Genomic DNA, 20,906 nt, shown 5'->3' with positions numbered 1-20,906 from the left:
TGCGGCAGCCCGATCAACGGTGCACCTAAGATCCGTGGCGTGCAATTGGGCAGCCGCTGTCCTGGGCCGGGAATAACCGCTGCCACGTGCAGTAAACCATGAGCAGTCGCGGCCTGCAGGGGGAACTGCTATGCCGACGAGCTGGGTTGTAGATAGCTTTTGAGCTGGGCTGCTGCGGCTGCGACTTGCTGGCGGGTGTGTTCCAGACTGCCAGAATTATCGATCACAATGTCGGCTGCGGCGAGGCGTTGTTCGTCGGTGACTTGTGCTTTCATGCGCCGTTGCGCATCAGCTTTCGTCATGCCGCGTTGAGTGGTCAACCGGGTGAGGCGAAGCGCTTCGGGACAGTGAACGACGACAATTTTGGCGAATTCGTCTTCTCGTCGGTTCTCCAGCAGCAGCGGCACATCATAGATAATCCCCACAGTGGCGGGGTCTTGAGCTAATGCCTGGAAACGCTGTTTGGCGGCGGCAGCCACCATGGGGTGCACGATGGCGTTGAGTTTGGCAGTCGCTGCACTGTCGCGAAATGCTCTAGCTGCAAGGGCGCCGCGATGAAGGCTACCGTCAGGATTAAGAATGTCAGCGCCGAAGGTTTCTGCTAATAGCGGCAGCGCGGGTGATCCGGTGGCAACTGCTGCCCGGGCAAGTTCGTCGGCGTCAACTATGGCAAATCCGTGGTCGGCAAACAGAGCCGCGACGGTGGTTTTCCCGGAACCGATACCGCCAGTGAGTCCAACAATGTCCATGCCCCTATGCTAACCCGCGGCTGCTGCTCGGCGGCTATCTGCCCAGCTGTTGGAACCGGCTTTCCAGCGCATAGCGCTACAAGGCTGTACAGCAAAGAGCGGTGCAACCAGGTTGCATCGTGTTCGCCGCCCGGTCGCATGCGGGAATATCAGCCGCCACTGGCAACCAGCCGTTGTCGGTAAATAAAAAACACCACACTCCCACCGATTCGCAACGGCGATCCGGAATCGGGAGTGTGGTGTTTTGTGAAAGGTTTATGGTGCTAGTGGCCTATCGCCGGGTTTACCCGGCGCTGCAGGCCACTGGTGCGCCATGCTGTAGCGTTCCCGCAAGATTTGCGGGGGACTACTCGCTTTTTGCGGTGATGGTGAGCAGATCGCCACCAACAGCAACCGGGTAGTTGGTGCGTCCTTCCACAGAAGCGAACTTCTTGCGGTTGGTGACCACCACCGGGGTGATCGAAGGCTTACCAGCGGCATCGATGGCTGCCTTGTCGAAGCTCAGCAACGGATCGCCGGCTTTGACGCGGTCTTTCTGCTGAACGTGGGCAGTAAAGCCACGGCCTTCCATCTCGACGGTGTCGAGACCGACGTGAACGAGCAGTTCAATACCGTTGTCGAGACGCAGCGCCACAGCGTGATCCTGCTTGACCATCACCACACCATCAGCTGGTGCGTAGACGGTGTCGCCGGTGGGCTGAATAGCTACACCGTGGCCGAGTTTACCGGCGGAGAAGATAGGATCCGGAACCTCAGTCAGTGGAACCACGTTGCCTTCCAGTGGTGCCTCCAAAATGGTGATGGCACCTGGCTGCATGGCAGTTTTCACCGGCTTTTCAGCAACAGCAACAGCGGCCGGGGCAGCAGCTGCGGCTGGTGCTGCCGCTACCGGTGCGGCAGCTGCCGCTGGTGCGGGAGCAGCAGGAGAAGCAGCAGCGAGTTCAGCAGCTTGCTTGGCTTCGAATTCTTGAGCTGCAGCGCGAGCCTTGTCTCGTTCTTCCTTGGTGCGGTAGTCGAAGAAGACCACCAGCAGCAGGGAGGTGAAGTAGGCGGCGGCGATACCGATGACATACACCGGCAGTGGCTTGAAGGCCACAGTGGTCAGCAGTGAAGTGAACACGAATGCGTTGGTGGTCACCGAATCCTGGCCGAAGGCGTAAGGCAGCAGACCCATGACGGCACCACCGACGAAACAGCCAGGCAGCAGGCGCAGATAGCTCTTGCGGTAGCGCAGCAGCACACCGTAGAGCGAAGGCTCGGAGATACCACCCAGCAGACCTGCCATCATCGCACCAAGCGAAATCTGGCGAACGTTGCGGTCACGGTCACGCAGGGCAACGATGAACACACCGGTGATGGTGCCGAAGCAGGCGAAGTTCCAGGCACCCATTGGGCCTTGGATGAAGTCGTAGCCCAAGGTGGCGATGTTCTGAATCATGATGGCGTTCAGCGGCCAGTGCAGACCCAGCGGCACCAGGAATGGGTACAGCAGCGGGATAACAATCGCGAGGATGATCGGCGAGAAGTTGTTGATGGCTTCCAGCACCGAGGAGATGCCGTTACCGACACCGATACCGAATGGGCCAAGCAGGAAGGCGGTCGCTGGGATCACGATGAGCATCGAGAAGAATGGCACGAACACCATCTGCACGGACTGCGGAATGATGGCCTTGAGCAGCTTCTCCACCCAGTAAAGGGCGATCGCAGAGATCAGCGGCGGGAACACCTGTCCGCCGTAGTCGTTGAGCACCATTGGCAGACCGAAGACGTGAATCGTCTCTCCGACATCACCGAGTGCTTTGAACTCTGGGGTAAGCAAGGCAGCTGGAATCGCTGCACCAACCCACTCGTTTGCACCAAGCTTACGGGCGGCGGTAGCACCAACCATGATCGGCAGGAAGTAGAACACCGAACGCCACATAGCCATCATGAACCCGAAGGTTGGTGGCTGTTGTTCCGCACGGAAGTCGTTGATACCGAAGGTGTCGAACAGCACCATCAAGGTGATGATGAGCGACGCACCGAGCAGCGCCCACAAGATGGGGCGGAATGTATCAGAGAGGAACTCGAAGCAGTAGTCCACCCAGCCATACTTGGCGCGGACACCGCCATATTCCTTCTTCCCGGAGCTTGCAGCAGCCGGACGAGCATCTTCGCCCATACCTGGCAGCGCCTGCAGCGCCTTGTAATAGTCAGCAACGCCACCACCCATGATGACCTGCAAACCGTTGGAGCCCTGCGGCACCACACCGAGCACGTCTGGGTGGTTATCCAGCGCATCCTGATCAGCTAACGAGGATTCGTTGAGCTGGAAACGGAGGCGGGTAGCGCAGTGCGTCAACGACTTGACGTTACTCGCCCCACCAATCTTGTCGAGAATAAATTCTGAGGTCGTCGAAATGGATGACGCCATTGCTGTGAAGACCCTTTCTTTCCGAGACTTTCGTCATTGGCGCAGCACCCAACCGAAGAAAAACGAAACCACTCTAGGGCGACTTCGACCCTGGGCGGAAACACTCTTCCGCCAGGTATCCGTTGAGCTGCTGCTTGTCATCAGCTCCCAGCGCTGCCAGGTCTCAGTCATTTCCGACCTGGATCGGTGCAACGTCGTCCAGTCGTGACTTGTGCTAACACGACACCACAACCATGGTGTAGGACACACATGGTGTTGATGTTGTTGTAAGCAGGCCACAGGACGGGGTGCACCGCACGATACAAGGAGCTGTGTTCACCTCCCATTGACGCCCTGTATGAGGTCATGCAAAGGAAGTGAGCTCAGCTAAATAATAAGCTCATTTCACCTTTTTACAAAGACTCCTCTCTTCCGGCATGGCATCCATGGAAAGCCTATTTTCCCAGCATAATGCAGATAAACACAGGTCGATGCAGTAACCAGATGCGCGCAGCGGCAATACCCAATCGTCATACCTTTTGCACAGAATTGTCGGTTTTTGCCAATTGCATGACATCTGAACACACCCCCAATTCCGCCAGCAATCCACGACCGCACCATTTCCCCGCCTTCCCCTCGCCGCCCCCACCCCCACCCCTACAATGCAGTGCTTTTGATAGGTAATGCGCGGTTTCAATCAGTTGCAATCATTCAATGCAGCACCGCATTACCCACATATACCCCCGGCTACCTATGCATTTTCCTCCCCCATCACCCCCAACCTTTTTCACGGTGTGTGATTGCTCACAGAGCCGCGAAAAGGTAAGGGAAATCCAAGATCTAAGGCACCTCCCACTCGGTTCACAATCCGATCAAGACCTACCCGTAACCAAAGCTGCAGTGCGGGGCATTCCAGCAGATACATAACAGGACACTGAATTGCCACATCGCCGAATGACAAAAATCTCAGGCCCCTCACGCCACAAAGAAGAAAACCCACATCCAGCAGTGACAAATCCCAAGGGATGGAGTACGCAACCGCAGCCAAACACATTCACACGATCCGGCCACTTCAACAAACAGACCTCGATCGCAGAATGCCTTCGACAGCCCCGATCGGCCGACAGTATCTTTAACCCTAATGATCGGACAGGTGGGATACCGCTTCCCATATTTCAACAGGAGGGTACCCGCAGATTTACCCCCATTGGTCATACGAAACTTAAAGGCAGAGCCACCCACTCGACATTGCCGAAAGATGAAAGGCTTAAGGAATCTCCTGCTCAAAGTCTATTTTTGTCAACAATTCCCATCAATTCTAAATGCTTGTGACTTATCTCACTTGCTAGTTCATAGTTGATTGTGAACACAAGTCATCCGACAGGTGCTAGAAAATACTTGTAAGACATGTCAGTCATCATATTGCTGAGCAACATACAAATCTCAGCCACTTCTCGCAGAACTTCTAAGGAGTCGCGAAATTATGTCAACGCACAATGCACCGGAAGTGCTCGACCTATCTGCACCAATCCATAGCCCGATAAAGCTGGATTCGTTAGCCACCGCGCTGGGTTCAATTGTGGTGCAGTTCGCCACCACCATCGATGCCCCGTTACTTTCCATCTCAGGCGAAAACGGTTCAATTGATCTCGCCATCAGCGGCGGTCGCATCGACGGTTCAATCACAATCGGCGACCAACACCGCCATATTGATGCGGAGGATACCCTCGGTATCGACGATGGAAGCATCCACACCCTTGGCTTGACCGCAAATGAGACCGGGCTACATCTCTACGTCGATGGTTACGAAGCGTTCTCCACCACTCCGGTTGGCTGGCTGGCTGAACTTGACCAGCCGCGCATCGTTCTTGATCCACAAGGAGTTACCGATGTTCAGCGGCTTCGCGTATTCCCCGAGCCCGAAACAAATCAGATGATGGTGGCACACGCAGTTGCGGCTAGCCCGTTCGTTGAATTTGCTGCAGCGGAACTTTCCACACGTGATGCAAAACGCTGTGGCGAACTCACCCGCGGGAGCATCCGTGCCCGCTTCCGCTGCCGCGGTATCGGTCAAGGCGGAACCATAATCGGCGCCAGTGGTGAGCGCGGTCGCCTCGAACTCTGTGTTGAAGAGGGCGATCTCGTCTTCCGCGTGTTTGAATCAAACACGCTCATCGCCGAAGTTACGGGCAATGGACACTATGACGATGGTGACTGGCACGATGTCGTGCTCACTTCCGGGCGGGGTGCGCTCATACTCTACGTCGATGGATTCCAAATTGGACTTGCACCAGGGGCTGCATTCTTTGCCGATATCGCCCCACTGACCCGGGTGACCGTCGGAATGGACTTGGAGAACTCTCGACTGTTCGGCGAAGCACAAACCGCTGCGATCTATGACACCGTACTCAGCGATGCCCAGGTGAAGCGGTTAGCAGGTGTTGCCCCATTAGAGACACGGGCGCTGTTTGATACCGGGTTTCACGGATCAATCAGCTACCGGATTCCCTCGCTGCTCCGACTCAACTCTGGGGTGATCTTAGCCGGCGCGGATCGTCGCGTCAGCATTGCCAACGACTCGCCTAACGATATTGACTTCGTGATGCGTCGCAGTCTCGACGATGGTGAAACCTGGGAAGAGATGCAAACGCTCATCGAATACCCGGGGGAAGGCCGCGAAGGAGCATCAGTCATTGACTCGGTACTCGTCCAAGATGAAGCCTCCGGCAAAGTCCTGGTCGTGATCGACCACTTCCCTGGCGGTATCGGCCAGCCAAACTGCGCCACGGGCACCGGCTATGACGACAACGGCCGGATGATTCTGCACAATCGAGCAGGGGAAGAATTCCTCCTTCAGTCCGATGGAAGTGTGACAACGATTGCCGGTGATGCCACCGACTATGTCGTCAGCCAGTCAGGTGACGTCACCGCAAATGGTCAACCCGGCGGCAATATCTACCTGGCCTATGGGGTCGATACCAACGAAACGCTGTTTACCCACCGCACTTCGTATCTGCAGATGATCACCAGCGATGACGATGGAGAAACGTTCTCCGCGCCAATCGATATCACCTCCCAGGTAAAGCTGCCTTGGATGCGCTTTTTTGGCACCTCCCCGGGCAACGGTATTCAACTGAAGAAGGGGAAATTCGCGGGACGCATTCTCGTGCCGGTCTATTACAACCATGAAGAAGGACGAACCTTCTCTTGCGCTGTCATCTACACCGATGACGCAGGTGAACATTGGACACTGTCCGACTCACCTAATGACGGACGAGAGCTGTTCGGCGAAACGCTCACTTCCCGACGTCTCACCGACGATCGTGGTTCGCTGCACGAATCGGTGCTCGTCGAGGATTCCACCGGGGCAGTACACGTCTTTATGCGCAACCAGCATCCTTCTGGGCGAGTAGGCCACGCGATCTCCTACGACGGTGGTCAGACCTGGGAAGACATGGAGTATGCCGAGCAGCTCACCGAAATCTTCTCCCAACCTAATGCGATTGCGGTCGATGTTGACGGAGAACCCGGCATCGTATTCGCGAATGCCTCCCAGATGCTGCCCTTCCGTGGCTGTGGTGTGTTGCGCCTCAGCCTTGATGATGGCAAGACCTGGCCACATAACCGGGTATTCAACCCACGCCATTACGTCTATCAGTGCATGACGCAGCTTGCCAATGGCGATATTGGTCTGCTCTGGGAGCGGGAAACCCAAGGCCTGTACTTCACGCGGGTTCCGCTGCGTTGGTTGACAGCTTCCCAAAACACCATGAGCTAACTATTCCTGCGAGGCTAGCTCTCCCCCTTGGGGCAAGACGAAGCTTCGCGGCATGTGGGCTTGCCTGTTAGCGGGTCGGCGCTACCGGGGCATGTCGCCGCCGGAGTGTCGATCCGCCAGGCACCCCCAAAACCATTATCTGACTTAGCTTTATTACTACAGATTCTCGAAAGGTTGATGCAATATGCAATCTACAACCGTTGGCGAATCCGCCAACAACCTCCATCTCCCCTGGTATAAGCAACTTTCCAAGGAAAAGTGGAAGGCATTCTTTGCCGCATGGCTTGGCGTCCTGCTTGACGGCTACGACTTTGTGCTCATCTCCTTCGCACTGCCAGCAATTAAAGAAGCCTTCGATCTTTCACTCGTGCAGTCGGCAGCATTGGTCTCGGCCGCCTTCGTCTCTCGCTGGTTTGGCGGACTGATCCTGGGCGCATTAGCCGACAAGCTCGGCCGCAAACCAGCGATGATCCTGTCGATCTTCCTCTTCGCCGCTGGTTCCATTCTCATGGCTTTCGCCCCCGGCTTCTGGGTACTGTTTATCTGCCGCTTGGTGATCGGCTTCGCCATGGCCGGTGAATACTCCTCGTCGGCCACCTACATCATCGAATCCTGGCCGAAGCATATGCGCAACAAGGCCTCCGGCTTCTTGCTTTCCGGTTTCGCCTTTGGTGTGATCCTTGCCGCTCAGGTTGACAAGTATCTTGTGCAATGGGTTGATAACTCCATCCACGCTGGTTGGGGTTGGCGTGCCCTGTTCTTAACTGGCATCATCCCGATTGTTGTCGCTATCTATATGCGTCGTTCCCTGCCGGAAGCAGACGACTGGGAGGATAAGAAAGCTGCCGGTGCACAGGCGAAAGACCACGACATGCTCACCGTACTCTTCGGTGGCAACAAGAAGATCCTCAACATCATTCTCGTGGTAGCTGCCGCCGCATTCCTGCTGCTGATCTTCTCGCGCACGATTGGTGCCACACTGATTGTGCCATTGGCCATCATCTGTGCAGCGATCTTTATCTTCTTCATCTACCAATTCGATCCACAGCGCTGGGTGATCGGTGTGGCTATCATGCTCACCATCTTCGCTTCGTTTATGTACACCTGGCCGATCCAGGGTCTGCTGCCGACCTATCTCAAGGATGTTGGCATGGATCCTGACACCGTCGCCAACGTGATTACTTTTGCCGGATTCGGTAACGCAGCCGGCTATATTCTTGCTGGTTTCGCTGGTGACAAGTTCGGTATGCGCAAATGGTACGCAATCTCGATTATCATCTCGCAGACCATCGTGTTCCCGCTCTTTATGCAAAACGGTGAACTGGTTGCACTGGTTGCTGCCCTGCTGTTTATCAACCAAATGTTTGGTCAGGGCATCTCTGGTCTGTTGCCGAAGTGGGTGGCCTCCTACTTCCCGATCGAGCGCCGTGCCGCCGGCCTGGGCTTCTGCTACAACGTTGGTGCCCTCGGTGGTGCTGTCGGCCCGATCCTGGGTGCTGCACTTGCTGGCTCCTCGCTCGGCTTCGGTGGCGCCCTGGCAGTGCTCTCAGTTGGCTTCGCCGGTATTGTTGTCCTGTCCATTGGCCTGAACCTGCCACGTGTGTTCCAAAAGATGGTCAACGCCGACGCGGTTCGTCCAGAAGACGGCAACGACGAGATCATCGCCAAAGCCTAAACCACTGGGTCTTGCCAGACATCACTATTCGGTGATGTGACGCAACAACAGGGAAACCCTGTGGCGTGCCGCGCCTTCAGTGGACACCACGTCACACCAGTAGCGATCGCATCACCGTCGGCAGTGCACAAACGCTGCCACATCTGCCGCACCCCGCCGTTTCTTGCCACCGATCGTGGCGACACCCGAAGCACGCGCAATCGTCGAGCTTGACCGGTGTGATGGCGGGGTGCTGCTTGTTCCCTGCAATAGGACCGAATCCTGGTGGTCAATGCCGAGCAGGCAACTCCTTTTTCAGAACAACACACCTCTCAGACAACAGCTGCCACGCCGGCAAACCGCCACCTTGTACCTGCCCGGTAGAACAACACTTGGCGACATCGCCCGCCGGTAGCAATTGTGGCCAATACCACCAGTATGCAGCGGCCGCTTTGCAGGAAAGCTCCCAGCAACCTATCGCCTTGGGAGTACACTAATCAGCAGATCTATTTGTCAGACAACATGGAGTTGTGGCCGAAGCGGGGTGTCGTTTGCGACACTCTCGCTTACGCTCGCCGCAGGTAGCAACCCAGTAGGTAAGACGTAGGAAACCTGCAGTCTTGCCCAGCTAGTGCATTCCACCACGGGTGCGCCAAGTACAAGCTGACAATAACGATATTCACACCACACGATTTGAAGGAGTGTGTAAGCCATGACGAATTTTGTCGTTGGCGCTTATGCCGCCCAGCCGGCAGATCTTCCCGGCCAAACCGAGTTTTACGCAGCGCTCGCTGACACTGGCTGGGTGGACGGGCTTGAAGTGCCCTTCCCCGGACAGCTGCTAGAGCAGCCAGATATTCTCACCCCGCTGCTCAAGGATCGGTTCACCCACAGTGTGCTCACCGCCATTCCTGGGACGATGGTCAGTGTGTGGGATAACCCAAACTTCGGCCTCGGATCTCCGGATGCGGATGGGCGCAAGGCAGCCCTCGATTTCACCGCTAAGATTCGCAACCGGATTGAGCAGATGCACACCTCCGCCGGCCATGTGTTTGATTGGGTGGCACTGCATTCGGCACCGACAAGTATTGCGGTCCCGGCGATCTTCCGAGACTCCCTGGCAGAAGTTGCCAGCTGGGATTGGGGGGACACGAAAATTGTTATCGAGCATTGCGATGAACGTTCCACCACCCACACCCCGGAAAAAGGGTTCCTCCTGTTAGAGGAAGAACTAGCTGTCGCCAACGAGTTGGGGTTGCATGTCTCGCTCAACTGGGGTCGCTCTGCGGTGGGATCCCGAGGTGATGTTGCCCCAGCTGAACATGCCCGAATTGCTGCCGAATCAGGGTTGCTGGCTGGCATGCTGTTTTCTGGGGCGTCACCGGAGGAAACCATCTATGGACCGGTGTGGATTGATGGGCATTTGCCGCTGTCGACCGATGAACCAGCTTCCCTGATGACTCCTGACAAGGTTGCCGAATCGGTGGCGGCACTCGGGGATGTTGAGCTGGCCTATCTTGGCGCGAAATGCTGTGTGCCAAAGGATGCATCCATCGAGCAACGCATCGCGATGATCGGCAATATCCACCAGGCGGTCTGCGGCAACAGATAGCCGGCGCAGGGTTTTCCCGCAACAGCGATCATTGTTTTTCTCCTCGCCGCGCAGGGTGTGTGCATCACATTCCGGTAAGGGGCAAGCCTGAGCGTGGCCAACTTCGGTCCCGCTCAGGCGCTATTTTTTATCTTCCCCAACCTTGTGCTGCAACGCTGCTGTTCAGCTGGTGCCCATAGCTGTTTATCTTCGGAGGGCGGAAGGTGCACAGGCAACGCAAGCTTCGACTAGCCCTTTGGCACTGCTGAGATGTCGCTCCTATGGTGACCGCCGCAGCGAGAAGGTCAGCTGCTTCACAGCAACACTTGGTGTAGGGGTGTACGCGGGGCAACCAGCAAGCCCTGCAGCCTGACGATATTCGCTCAGCTGCAACGACAGCAGACGATATTTTGTGGGTCTCACCGGCGAAGTGCTTGTGACAGCTTTTCAGCGGCTCGCATCCACCTACCCGCCAGCGACGCCTGCGGGTGCAAGTGGTATCCGGTGAGGTAGCAGAAAAAGACGCCAACTCCTCCGCAGCTTGTTCAGCTTCGGTGGAGTCGGCGTCCCTATGTTGTTAGCGATCAACCTACTGGCTAGCCGACATCAGCGGCCTGCCTAAAGTGGGTTTAGCTGCCGGCAAGCTTTTCGCGCAGTGCAGCGAGCTGCTCATCGGAAGCCAGCGATCCGCCAGCTTCCTGGCTGGAGGCTGCAGCAGCCGGCGCATCGTTAGCTGGAGCTTCAGACGAGTAGTTGCTCAGCTGTGCTTCGGTAGCCTTCTCTGCGGCGGCACGGTTGCGCTCGATTTGCGCAGTGTGCAGCTGGTGGCGACGCTCCGACTCGGCGTAGCGAGCTTCCCAATCCTGGCGCTGCTCTTCGAAGCCTTCGAGCCATTCGTTGGTCTCTGGGTCGAAACCTTCTGGGAAGATGTAGTTGCCCTGCTCGTCGTAGGAGTCGGCCATGCCGTACTTCGACGGGTCGAACTCTTCCTGGTAGTCTTCGTCAGCCTGCTTCAGCGACAGGGAGATCCGGCGACGTTCCAGGTCGATGTCGATGACCTTAACCATGGCTTCTTCACCGACGTTGACAACCTGATCCGGCACCTCAACGTGGCGCTGAGCCAGCTCAGAGATGTGCACGAGGCCTTCGATGCCCTCTTCGACGCGGACGAACGCACCGAATGGAACCAGCTTGGTGACCTTGCCTGGCACGATCTGGCCGACCGCATGAGTGCGGGCGAATACGCGCCATGGGTCTTCCATGGTGGCCTTCAGCGACAGGGATACACGCTCCCGGTCGAGATCAACGTCGAGCACCTCAACGGTAACTTCGTCGCCGACGGCAACAACTTCGTTCGGGTGATCGATGTGCTTCCAGGACAGTTCGGAGACGTGAACCAGGCCGTCGACACCGCCGAGATCGACGAATGCGCCGAAGTTGACGATGGAGGACACCATGCCCTTGCGAACCTGACCCTTTTGCAGCTGGTGCAGGAATTCGGAGCGAACCTCAGACTGGGTCTGCTCGAGCCATGCCCGACGGGACAGCACCACATTGTTGCGGTTCTTGTCGAGCTCAATGATCTTCGCTTCGATCTCCTGGCCGATGTACGGATCCAGATCGCGGACGCGACGCATTTCCACCAGCGATGCTGGGAGGAAGCCACGCAGGCCGATGTCGAGGATAAGACCACCCTTGACGACCTCGATGACCTTACCGGTAACCGGCTCGTCCTTTTCTTTCAGCTCTTCGATGTTGCCCCAAGCACGCTCGTACTGAGCACGCTTCTTCGACAGCATCAAGCGTCCTTCTTTGTCTTCCTTGGTCAACACCAGCGCATCGATCTGGTCGCCAACAGAGACCACTTCATCAGGGTCAATGTCGTGCTTGATCGACAGCTCGCGGGCAAGGATGACACCTTCGGTCTTGTATCCGATGTCAAGAAGAACTTCGTCACGGTCGACCTTGACGACCGTGCCCTCGACGATGTCGCCGTCATTGAAGTACTTGATGGTGGCGTCGACAGCAGCGAGGAAGTCCTCGGTGGATCCGATATCGTTGACGGCCACCTGAGGGGTGTTATTGGTGGGCATAAGGTATGTGCTCCAAAAAAGTATAGGAATCGTAAACGGACAGGGTGTGTATGCCGCCAAAGGAATGTGCACTTTGCCAACAATCCTGCAAAGTTCTTATCCCGCTCACTTGCGGGCTATAGTTTGAAGCTATACCCGCTGGTTATGATGGGTCGTGGCACGCGCACGTACCGGGTGGTTATTCTCCTATAAAAATAGCCACGCGAGAGCGTGCGCAGACATACTCCATAAACAGTAGTCAAAGCGCAAGGTAGGAAGCAAATTTAGCGTGACCATGCAACCTCAACCGGGCAACCCACAGCCTCAACCATCGACAGCCCCTGGCGGTTTCGGTGATGCAACCGGTGACGAGTCCGTTCGTGCCAACCGCATTTGGTGGGATTTTGACGCCGACAATTACCATGTCGAACACGCCAACTTTTTAGGACTTCACCATGACGGCCGTTTCTTATGGTCGCCAGAGTTTTATGACGAAGCAGAGCATCGGCTGCTCGGCGACGTAAGTGATAAGGATGTGCTCGAATTTGGGTGCGGGTCTGCCCCCTGTGGACGATGGCTCGCCCGCGACGGAGTTGGCTCCATTGTGGGACTAGATATTTCGCTGGGCATGTTGCGGCACGGAATCGATCCCACCACCAAGGAGCCCAGTATTCCACTGGTGCAAGCCGATGCTTGCCGAATGCCATTTGCCGACAATAGTTTCGATGTGGCGTTTACCGCCTATGGGGCAATTGGTTTTGTTGCCGATTCGCAAGGGCTTATGCAGGAGATTGCCCGGGTGCTTCGCCCCGGTGGGAAACTGGTATTTTCTGTGTTGCATCCGTTTCGGTGGGTCTTTGCTGACGATCCTGGCGAAGATGGGCTTACCGCCTATCTCAGCTATTTCGACCGCACACCGTATGTCGAGCGGGATCCGCACAGCCGCACGATGACCTATGCCGAGCATCACCGCACCATGGGGGATCGGATCCGGGAATTGTTGCATGCCGGATTTGTCCTCGACGACCTCATTGAGCCGGAGTGGCCGGAAGATTTGGAAGAGTCTTTTAACCAATTCTCTCCCCTGCGTGGCCGCATTATTCCTGGTACAGCGATTTTTGTCGCCCATTTGGCGAGCTAGCCTGGCCTCACTAAAACAACAGGATCGGCGGTATGGTCCCCTGCCGCCGGCTACATTGCCCTGCAGCGAAGCGGCTCGGTGTCTGCTTTTGCACTATCCCCCAACACCAGACAAAGCCCAACGCCACCGCATGAATCGGTTGGTGTTGGGCTTCGTTGTCGTGTCATGCAAGCTGTGGCGAAACTGCGGTCAACAAGCAGCCGCCCCACTGTGAGCAAACCCCGCCTGCCCGGCACAGCCGGCGCTGGCCAGTCAGGGTTTGGGTCCGGTTGTTACAAAAACGCCATCATCAACAGCTGACAGGCCACAATTTTGCCGATCATCGCCGCCGGATACACGGTGGCATAGCCGCGGGTGGCAAGCTCGGTTTTGGTTTGCACGTTCAAAAATGAGATCACAGCCGGGTTGGTGGTGATACCTGCCGCAACCCCCATTGCCTCATCCCACTTCAACTTCAGCAGCCGGGTGCACACCACACCACAAATCGTCATGGTGATCACGGTGATGATAAACCCTGCGGCGACGACTTTCAGCGAAGAAGGGTCGGTAAGGGCGGCTTTGAATCCTTTCCCCGCGGAAGTACCCACCCCGGCTAAGAAGATCACCAAGCCCAGCGAGCCAATGGTGCGATTGGCGTGATATGGCAGCTGCCAGTTGAATCGGCCGGTGCGACCCAGCGCACCAAGAATCAGCCCGGCAACAATAGGGCCGCCACCAAATCCGAGCTGCAACACATTTCCCCCCGGCAGCGGGATTGGAATAATACCAATGAGCATACCGGCAACGAGCCCCATGGCCAGCGGCAACAAATCAACATCGGCTAGCTGCCGCTCAGAGTTACCCAAGAATTTATACGCCTCGTTCATCCGAGTCGACGGGGCAATAACTCGCACCCGGTCAGAAAGCTCGAGGGTTTCTTCGGGCTCTGCCACAAGTTCCTGATCGCCGCGGCGAATCCGGGCGAGCATAAATCCGTTTTGCACTGTGTCGAGTTCGCCTAGTGGCCGGCCGGTAATCGCTTCGTTGGATACGGTCACCACCCGGTAGTCCAAATCTGAATGGGACAGCTCGATGACGACTTCTTCGCCCAATTTGGCGATTGCTCGCTGCAGTGCTGCTCCGTCACCGTGGATCAGCAGCACCATGCCTGGTTCGAGACGCACAAATGGTTCTGCGAGTTCGTGGCGTTGATTATCGATAATGACGCGAGTGGCGAGGATTTCTTCACCGGCGATAGTCGCCAGATCACGTACTTGGCCGGTAATGCCTGGGCGAAGCCGCACCCCTGTCCATTCCAGAGGGGAGGTAAACATCCCTTCATCCACTGCATCTTGGTGGTGATCCACTTTCAATACGGCAGCACCAATGACGGCTACCACGATCGTTCCAAGTACCGCCCCGGGATAGGCCAGTGAATAGCCCACCACCGGTTCGGAGGCGACGCTGGGATCGATTTTCTCCAAGAGGGCTACCACTGCAGCCATACCTGGTGTAGAGGTCAGCGAGCCGGCATACATGCCAGCACCGATACGCTCATTGAGGCCGAATAAGCCGATAAAAAGGTAGGCCACCCCAGTCATCACGGTGAGGAGCACGATGGCGAACACTGTGAGTTTCCAGCCGCGATATCGAAATTCGGCAAAGAATGCGCGTCCCGCTGACAGACCAATCGCATAGACGAATACTGCCAGCCCGAATTGGAACAGCAGCGGCGGAAATGTCAGTTCGGGATAGACCGTCGAAACCCCGACAGCCACAAAGAGCACTGCCGCAGCACCGAGCGAGATGCCAAACACTCGCACCTTTCCAAGGGCTAACCCCACTCCCATAATGAGAAAGAGTGCGAGTAGCGGTTGTGTTGCTAAGTATTCCAATATAGCCAACACTGAACTCCTGACGTCTCGGATGACGGTTGAAATTTGGTGGTTTTCGCAGACTGGTAGGAAAACCAGGACATGGTTGTGTACCGGGTGATTCCCCGCCCGCCGCGTATTGCAGCGACGAGCAAATGCAGCCCAGCTGTGCTGCGGGTAGTCAACGACACCTGCCCCGTTGCACACCACATCGGGGAAGTTGGACATGCCCACCCGGAGATATCGACTATTTGCTCATACAGGGTGATTCACCTTGCGGTAAGTAGTCGACAACACATAAAGAGCAACAGCGCTAGACGCTGTTTTTTCGTCCGCGCCTTTCGGTGGGGACAGGGTGATCCAGTTGCCAGCCAGCACGCCCCGCGCCGGTCTTGTTGCTGGACCACAAGAAGCTCAGCAAGAAGATTGACTCAGTGTTGTACACAACTGCACCACGGTGTCCCGGAACCATCGTGGTGCGTCACACCACCGATCTGTGTGGTGTGCTGCTGTGGTACCGGAACGCTCCCACTGATCAAACGCCTTTTTCGGCAAAATTTCCAACCGTCCACTGCCCGATCAGACAGTCGACTCTTTGCTTCCATGATGCCCACTTTTGGGGGTTAATAGCCGGCTGAACAGCGTTTTTTCCAATGACAGTACCGCCATCACCGGGCAAGATCTGTCAGGTATGCGCGCCCCAAATTGTGCATAATCCCACTTTCATGCCCCACATGTGGTTGCGATAATCCCACATTGCGGATAGGTCCCGCCACCAAAGCGTTCCACCGCGCAGATTCCCACGGCAGTGGCAACCATATCGACACTGGGTTGCCCCACAACCCGGGGCAACAACCACCACTGCCCATCCGGCAAGCGTCGGCCCCACACCATCACCAATTCATCCCCATCTGGGGAATTATCCGGCCAGGTTGGTTCACCCGTGATAATCCCAGTACGCTGGGCAGTGTTATGCCTGCACCAAAACCGTTGACACTGCACACGCCATCGATACCCCGCGCCACCACTGCCCGGGGCACGCACGGCACACACGACCATCCTGTCGTATCGACTCTGCCCACAACGCAGGCCACATCCACTACCCCACCAGTTACGATTGATCCGGCAATTACCGCAGGCAAACCTGGCCAGTTGCGCGACCAATACGGCCGGGTAGCGCACGATCTGCGCGTATCGCTCACTGACCGCTGTAATCTACGCTGCACGTACTGCATGCCCGCCGACGGCCTGCCCTGGATCCCCACCGAGGAATGCCTCACCGACGAAGAAGTCATTCGGCTCATCACGATCGGCGTTGAGCGTTTACACATATCCCAAGTCCGGTTTACTGGCGGGGAGCCGCTACTGCGCAAATCCCTTGCCAAGATTATTGCCGCGACCAGTGCGCTGACCACCGCCAGCGGCGCGCCGGTTCACACGGCACTGACCACCAACGGACTCGGCCTTGATAAACAGGCGAAACGACTCGCGGCAGCCGGCCTGAACCGAGTCAATATCTCCCTCGATTCCCTCGACCGCACCCGATATCACCAACTCTCCCGCCGGGACCGTCTCGACGATGTGCTCGCCGGAATTGCCGCAGCCCATGACGCTGGTCTCACCCCGGTAAAAATCAATACGGTCATCATGCCTGGAATCAACGAAGTCGATATCCTACCGATGGCACGCTGGGCAATCACCAACGGCTACCATCTGCGATTTATCGAGCAGATGCCACTAGGGCCTGCAGGCAAATGGGACCGCAGCGGCATGGTCACCGCCGCCGAGATTATGCACACCCTGCGCACCGGCGGGGAACTCACCCCTGCCCAACTCGAGCGTGGCAGTGCACCTGCTGACCTGTGGCGCTACACCCTAGACAACGGTGAGACTGGCCACATTGGAATCATCGCCAGTGTCACCCGACCATTTTGTGGGGCTTGCGATCGCACCCGGCTTACTACCGACGGCGCTATCCGCAACTGTTTGTTCAGTCACGAAGAAACCTCGCTACGCGATCTGCTCCGGCAAGGCGCTGATGACACCGCCATCGCCACCGCATGGGCACAGGCCATGTGGGGCAAACTCCCCGGACATGGCATCAACGACCCAGGATTCTTACAGCCCGATCGAACCATGAGCGCAATCGGCGGCTAGCCGAAAAATGGCAGGGCACCCAACACACCTAGCAGCGCGTAGTCGCCCTGCCACCTCATCCCAAGAGGCTGCATCCACCACTTACCCAACAGCACACAACCCGGCAACACCAGGAAACGATCCAGTTATCTATGAACCACACGTTCCATAAACAACCACTTGCCACCATTGCGCAATACCGCCAGCAGTGCCTCACCATGGCCGAAGACTATCGCCCACCGGTGGCAACCCTGCCGCTTGCGCAGGCGCACAACAAGATTGCTGCAAGTGATGTCACCGCCCAGGTAGCTATTCCCCCATGGACTAACTCCGCAATGGACGGGTTCATCATCCGCAATACTGATCTCCCTGCACAATTCCCTTGCACCCTGCCTGTTGCTGGCGATATTCCCGCTGGTAGCGCCCCACAGCCGGTTCCCGCCGGACACCTACTACGAATTTTTACCGGCGCCCCAATAGCACCCGGTGACGAGGACACTTGCACGGTTATACCTGTCGAATACACCAATATCGCCCCAGGTCCTCAGCCGCTCCCAGCGACCGTCACCATCGAAGCCGCACCAACGCTCGGGGCACATATTCGCCGCGCCGGGGAACACCTGCAACCAGGCGATCGAGTCGTAGCACAAGGTAGTCGAATTGATGCCGGTGTCATCGCCGCCTTGGCAAGTACTGGACATAGCACCGTGCCAACCTTCGTCAAACCGCGGGTGGCGGTCGTCAGTTCAGGAGATGAACTACTTCCCCCAGGTTGTGCCCTTGCCCCTGGTCAAATACCGGACAGTAACGGACCGATGCTACAGGCACTCGCTGCTGCTTATAGTGACCACATAGACCAGGTTCACCTTGGGGATGATCCTGACACCTTCAGCCAGCAGATGACTCAGCTGGCCGCAACCCACGACCTCATCATTACAACCGGCGGGGTTTCCGCAGGGGCGTTTGATCCTGTGAAAGCAGCCTTCGGCGAGCAGCTCACCTTTACCCAAGTCGCCATGCAACCAGGGAAGCCGCAAGGCCTTGGTCGCATTGGGGATGCAGTCGTTGTGGCGCTGCCGGGAAACCCAGTTAGTGCATGGGTGTCCTTTCATCTTTTCGTTGCCCCAGTTCTGCAGGTACTTGGCGGCCAACCCGCCCCGCCGCTGCAGTTCGTCGAGCGGAAACTTGACGGTGACGTCCAGGCTCACAAAAGTCGGGTGCGGATCATTCCGGCAGTGTGCCACAGTGGTGACACTGTATGTCCGACACAGCGTGGGTTTGGTTCCCATTTCGCCACCGCCATGGCTGGCGCACAGGCGCTTATTGTGCTGCCACCGCAAGCAACCCCATCTACACATGTGCAAGTGCTGCTCCTTGACCAATACGCCACCTAAGCGGTGTCTCCCCCTTGAAGCATTCACACCGCTGACATCACACCGGTACGAAAACAGCTACGCCTTCGCTATTGTCGATCGGCAGCCATGTCGCAGCGTGATAGCGCGCGAGGCTGAAATTGGCGACAGCCGCAACGGCCACAACCACAACACAACTCGCGACAATCAAGCTTTATCCCTTGTCTTTCGCTGCTATTTTCGGCTACACCTGCGGCAGGAGCAGGAAAAGACAACCGCAAGCGTCGTGCCACATACAACCCAGTGCCAACAGTCTTGCAACTGGTGCAACCAGCAGATGTCCCCTATTTGACCACCTCTTCCTTTCACAGAAAGACCACCGATGAAGTTCACTCACCTCACCACCGCCGGCGACGCCTACATGGTTGATGTCACAGAGAAACAACCCACTCGCCGCAGCGCCACTGCGGAAGGATTTGTGCGCTGCTCCGGCGTCGTTGTCGAAGCATTGCGCAACGGGACAGTGCCAAAAGGTGATGTGCTGGCAGTTGCCCGAGTGGCAGGTATTGCAGCGGCGAAAAAAGTCCCTGATTTACTCCCACTAGCCCACACCATCGGGGTGCATGGTTGTGCCGTCGATCTGTCCATCGTCGACGATGGGGTCAAGATCAGTGCCACAGTAAAGACCGCCGATCGTACCGGGGTGGAAATGGAGGCGCTCACCGCGGTAACTGTCAGCGCACTGACCCTCATCGATATGGTCAAAGGTGTGGATCGCAGCGCCTATATCGCCCAGTGTGGGATTGTTGCTAAATCCGGTGGTCGATCAGGTGACTGGGAACGAGAGTTGCCTGCCGTATGATCGACATTATTGTGCTCCACGGGGGGACGAGCCGTCGGATGGGATGCGATAAAGCGCAACTGCGGGTTGCCGGCAAACGGCTTATTGACCATGTCTTAGAACATGTTGCAGCACTACCCGAGCTTCCCGGACGGGTGATCCTTGTAGGGCCGGCGTTACCTATTCCCACCGCCGACTATCCGTTTGAGATTGCATTCACCCAAGAATCACCACCGTTTGGCGGACCTGCGGCAGGGATTGCGGCAGGTTTTTCGTTGCGGCGAACTACCTGTTCCACAATCGCAGTCATCAGTGTTGATGCGCCAGAAAGCCCTGCCGTACTTCCTGAGCTCCTCACGCAAGCAACCAACAGTGCGGCGGTGGCGACCCTCGATGACCACCTTCAACCGTTGTTGAGCTGTTGGCCGGTCACAGTGTTGGCGCAGGCATTGGTGCAACTTGGTGAACCACACAACAAACCAGCAAAGGCCTTGCTCCGCGATATTGATCCGGTGGTGGTTCCCGTCGATTCCCGCGGCCGCGACTATGACACGCTTGCCGAAATCGCTAAATTCGGGCCGGTAGATAATCCTCCCAGTTAATCCCCGCAGTCATCCAGCACACCCAACCATTGTTGCTCCGGGTCGTTAGCGCTCTTCGCGGGTCAGTCCTTCCCGAATATTGGGCAGCAATGGCAAGAGCACCGCTGCGAGATCTTTGACACCGCCGGTTGAGCTGGGGGCATTCGCGATAATCGTCGCCGAGCTATCGCGACCAGTGACTCCGATCATGCCCCGGGAGAGCCCGGCTAAGGGTGTGGAATCTAGCCCTTTGCGCAGCACCTGATGTTCAATACCGGCCAATCGGGTGGCAAGCACGAGTGCTGTAGCTTCCGGCACCATGTTGCGTCGACCAATACCGGTGCCGCCGGCGGTGATAATGAGCGACGGTTGCTCGCGCAACAATTCGTCCAGGGTGGTGGCGATAGGATCAAAGCCCTCTTCGATTACCCGCGCGTCAATAACGGTGATGTTTTCAGCCGCTAGTAAGTCCTGCAGCAAGGGCGTGACCGTGTTGTCACGCTGCCCAGCAACGATCCGGTCAGAGACTACGACGATGGCTGCGGTAAGTGATTCACTCATGGGGTAGCAGTCTACACCCATGGCCTTGTCCTTCACCCGTGATAACAGTTATCAAGATCACAGCGTCAGCAGGCCGCATAAGTTGGTCACACCATTGATCTGCTCTACCATGCAAGTGACGTTGTTTATCAGACAACTTCGGGTCGACTCCCCGATCGATATGCAGTCGACTCCTCAGTTTTGCCCCTTGTTCCCGCCGCCCGGC

13 protein-coding genes are annotated in these 20,906 nt (G+C 56.9%); 8 read left to right on the top strand and 5 right to left on the bottom strand.

Going from position 1 to position 20,906, the window contains the following annotated elements:
• Nucleotides 1–128: 128 nt before the first annotated feature.
• Both coaE and CCHOA_RS04720 read right to left on the bottom strand, forming a co-directional pair.
• Nucleotides 129–749, bottom strand: coding sequence for a dephospho-CoA kinase (gene coaE / locus CCHOA_RS04725; protein ID WP_123927547.1), 621 nt, complete (start codon nt 747–749; stop codon nt 129–131).
• A gap of 346 nt (nt 750–1,095) precedes the next feature.
• Complete coding sequence (locus CCHOA_RS04720) at nt 1,096–3,162, bottom strand: glucose PTS transporter subunit IIA (RefSeq protein WP_123927544.1); 2,067 nt, start codon at nt 3,160–3,162, stop codon at nt 1,096–1,098.
• Between the two features lie 1,462 nt (nt 3,163–4,624).
• Here CCHOA_RS04720 and CCHOA_RS04715 point away from each other — a divergent pair.
• The 3 genes from CCHOA_RS04715 to CCHOA_RS04705 all read left to right on the top strand — a co-directional run bounded on the left by CCHOA_RS04715 (nt 4,625) and on the right by CCHOA_RS04705 (nt 10,185).
• Nucleotides 4,625–6,919, top strand: coding sequence for a sialidase family protein (locus CCHOA_RS04715; RefSeq protein ID WP_123927541.1), 2,295 nt, complete (start codon nt 4,625–4,627; stop codon nt 6,917–6,919).
• Between the two features lie 184 nt (nt 6,920–7,103).
• Complete coding sequence (locus CCHOA_RS04710; RefSeq protein ID WP_123927538.1) at nt 7,104–8,594, top strand: MFS transporter; 1,491 nt, start codon at nt 7,104–7,106, stop codon at nt 8,592–8,594.
• 691 nt (nt 8,595–9,285) lie between these two features.
• Nucleotides 9,286–10,185, top strand: a complete 900-nt coding sequence (locus CCHOA_RS04705; RefSeq protein WP_123927535.1) for a DUF4862 family protein — start codon at nt 9,286–9,288, stop codon at nt 10,183–10,185.
• A gap of 608 nt (nt 10,186–10,793) precedes the next feature.
• Here CCHOA_RS04705 and rpsA read toward each other — a convergent pair.
• The gene (gene rpsA / locus CCHOA_RS04700; protein ID WP_123927531.1) at nt 10,794–12,257 is read right to left on the bottom strand and encodes a 30S ribosomal protein S1; all 1,464 of its coding nucleotides are present in this window, start codon (nt 12,255–12,257) and stop codon (nt 10,794–10,796) included.
• A 274-nt stretch (nt 12,258–12,531) separates the two neighbouring features.
• Between rpsA and CCHOA_RS04695 the strand changes: the two genes are divergently transcribed.
• A complete protein-coding gene (locus CCHOA_RS04695) occupies nt 12,532–13,377 on the top strand; it encodes a methyltransferase domain-containing protein (protein WP_123930828.1) in 846 nt (281 codons plus the stop codon).
• A 272-nt stretch (nt 13,378–13,649) separates the two neighbouring features.
• Here the strand turns inward: CCHOA_RS04695 and CCHOA_RS04690 are convergent, their stop codons facing one another.
• On the bottom strand, nt 13,650–15,254 hold the full coding sequence (locus CCHOA_RS04690; protein ID WP_123930825.1) for an aspartate:alanine exchanger family transporter: 1,605 nt from the start codon (nt 15,252–15,254) through the stop codon (nt 13,650–13,652).
• Nucleotides 15,255–16,202: 948 nt separating this feature from the next.
• Here CCHOA_RS04690 and moaA point away from each other — a divergent pair.
• The 4 genes from moaA to mobA all read left to right on the top strand — a co-directional run bounded on the left by moaA (nt 16,203) and on the right by mobA (nt 20,161).
• The gene (gene moaA, locus CCHOA_RS04685) at nt 16,203–17,387 is read left to right on the top strand and encodes a GTP 3',8-cyclase MoaA (protein ID WP_123927528.1); all 1,185 of its coding nucleotides are present in this window, start codon (nt 16,203–16,205) and stop codon (nt 17,385–17,387) included.
• Nucleotides 17,388–17,518: 131 nt separating this feature from the next.
• Entirely contained in the window at nt 17,519–18,760 is a 1,242-nt protein-coding gene (locus CCHOA_RS04680) for a molybdopterin molybdotransferase MoeA (protein WP_123927525.1), read from the top strand.
• 340 nt (nt 18,761–19,100) lie between these two features.
• The gene (moaC, locus tag CCHOA_RS04675; RefSeq protein WP_123927521.1) at nt 19,101–19,580 is read left to right on the top strand and encodes a cyclic pyranopterin monophosphate synthase MoaC; all 480 of its coding nucleotides are present in this window, start codon (nt 19,101–19,103) and stop codon (nt 19,578–19,580) included.
• The gene (gene mobA, locus CCHOA_RS04670) at nt 19,577–20,161 is read left to right on the top strand and encodes a molybdenum cofactor guanylyltransferase (RefSeq protein ID WP_123927518.1); all 585 of its coding nucleotides are present in this window, start codon (nt 19,577–19,579) and stop codon (nt 20,159–20,161) included. The genes moaC and mobA overlap by 4 nt, the downstream gene beginning before the upstream one ends.
• Nucleotides 20,162–20,206: 45 nt before the next feature.
• On the opposite strand, the gene CCHOA_RS04665 is transcribed toward mobA, so the two are convergent.
• A complete protein-coding gene (locus CCHOA_RS04665; protein ID WP_123927515.1) occupies nt 20,207–20,701 on the bottom strand; it encodes a molybdopterin-binding protein in 495 nt (164 codons plus the stop codon).
• Nucleotides 20,702–20,906: the final 205 nt, after the last annotated feature.

The sequence above is a fragment of the Corynebacterium choanae genome, assembly GCF_003813965.1.
GTDB lineage: Bacteria > Actinomycetota > Actinomycetes > Mycobacteriales > Mycobacteriaceae > Corynebacterium > Corynebacterium choanae.
The sequence above is the reverse complement of the archived record's forward strand: the minus strand, read 5'-3'. Positions and strand labels throughout refer to the sequence as shown.

Excerpts from the sequence above, each read along its gene's own strand:
- coaE (WP_123927547.1), bottom strand. The coding sequence starts at position 749 with ATGGACATTGTTGGACTCACTGGCGGTATCGGTTCCGGGAAAACCACC.
- CCHOA_RS04720 (WP_123927544.1), bottom strand. The coding sequence starts at position 3,162 with ATGGCGTCATCCATTTCGACGACCTCAGAATTTATTCTCGACAAGATT.
- CCHOA_RS04715 (WP_123927541.1), top strand. The coding sequence starts at position 4,625 with ATGTCAACGCACAATGCACCGGAAGTGCTCGACCTATCTGCACCAATC.
- CCHOA_RS04710 (WP_123927538.1), top strand. The coding sequence starts at position 7,104 with ATGCAATCTACAACCGTTGGCGAATCCGCCAACAACCTCCATCTCCCC.
- CCHOA_RS04705 (WP_123927535.1), top strand. The coding sequence starts at position 9,286 with ATGACGAATTTTGTCGTTGGCGCTTATGCCGCCCAGCCGGCAGATCTT.
- rpsA (WP_123927531.1), bottom strand. The coding sequence starts at position 12,257 with ATGCCCACCAATAACACCCCTCAGGTGGCCGTCAACGATATCGGATCC.
- CCHOA_RS04695 (WP_123930828.1), top strand. The coding sequence starts at position 12,532 with ATGCAACCTCAACCGGGCAACCCACAGCCTCAACCATCGACAGCCCCT.
- moaA (WP_123927528.1), top strand. The coding sequence starts at position 16,203 with ATGCCTGCACCAAAACCGTTGACACTGCACACGCCATCGATACCCCGC.
- CCHOA_RS04680 (WP_123927525.1), top strand. The coding sequence starts at position 17,519 with ATGAACCACACGTTCCATAAACAACCACTTGCCACCATTGCGCAATAC.
- moaC (WP_123927521.1), top strand. The coding sequence starts at position 19,101 with ATGAAGTTCACTCACCTCACCACCGCCGGCGACGCCTACATGGTTGAT.
- mobA (WP_123927518.1), top strand. The coding sequence starts at position 19,577 with ATGATCGACATTATTGTGCTCCACGGGGGGACGAGCCGTCGGATGGGA.
- CCHOA_RS04665 (WP_123927515.1), bottom strand. The coding sequence starts at position 20,701 with ATGAGTGAATCACTTACCGCAGCCATCGTCGTAGTCTCTGACCGGATC.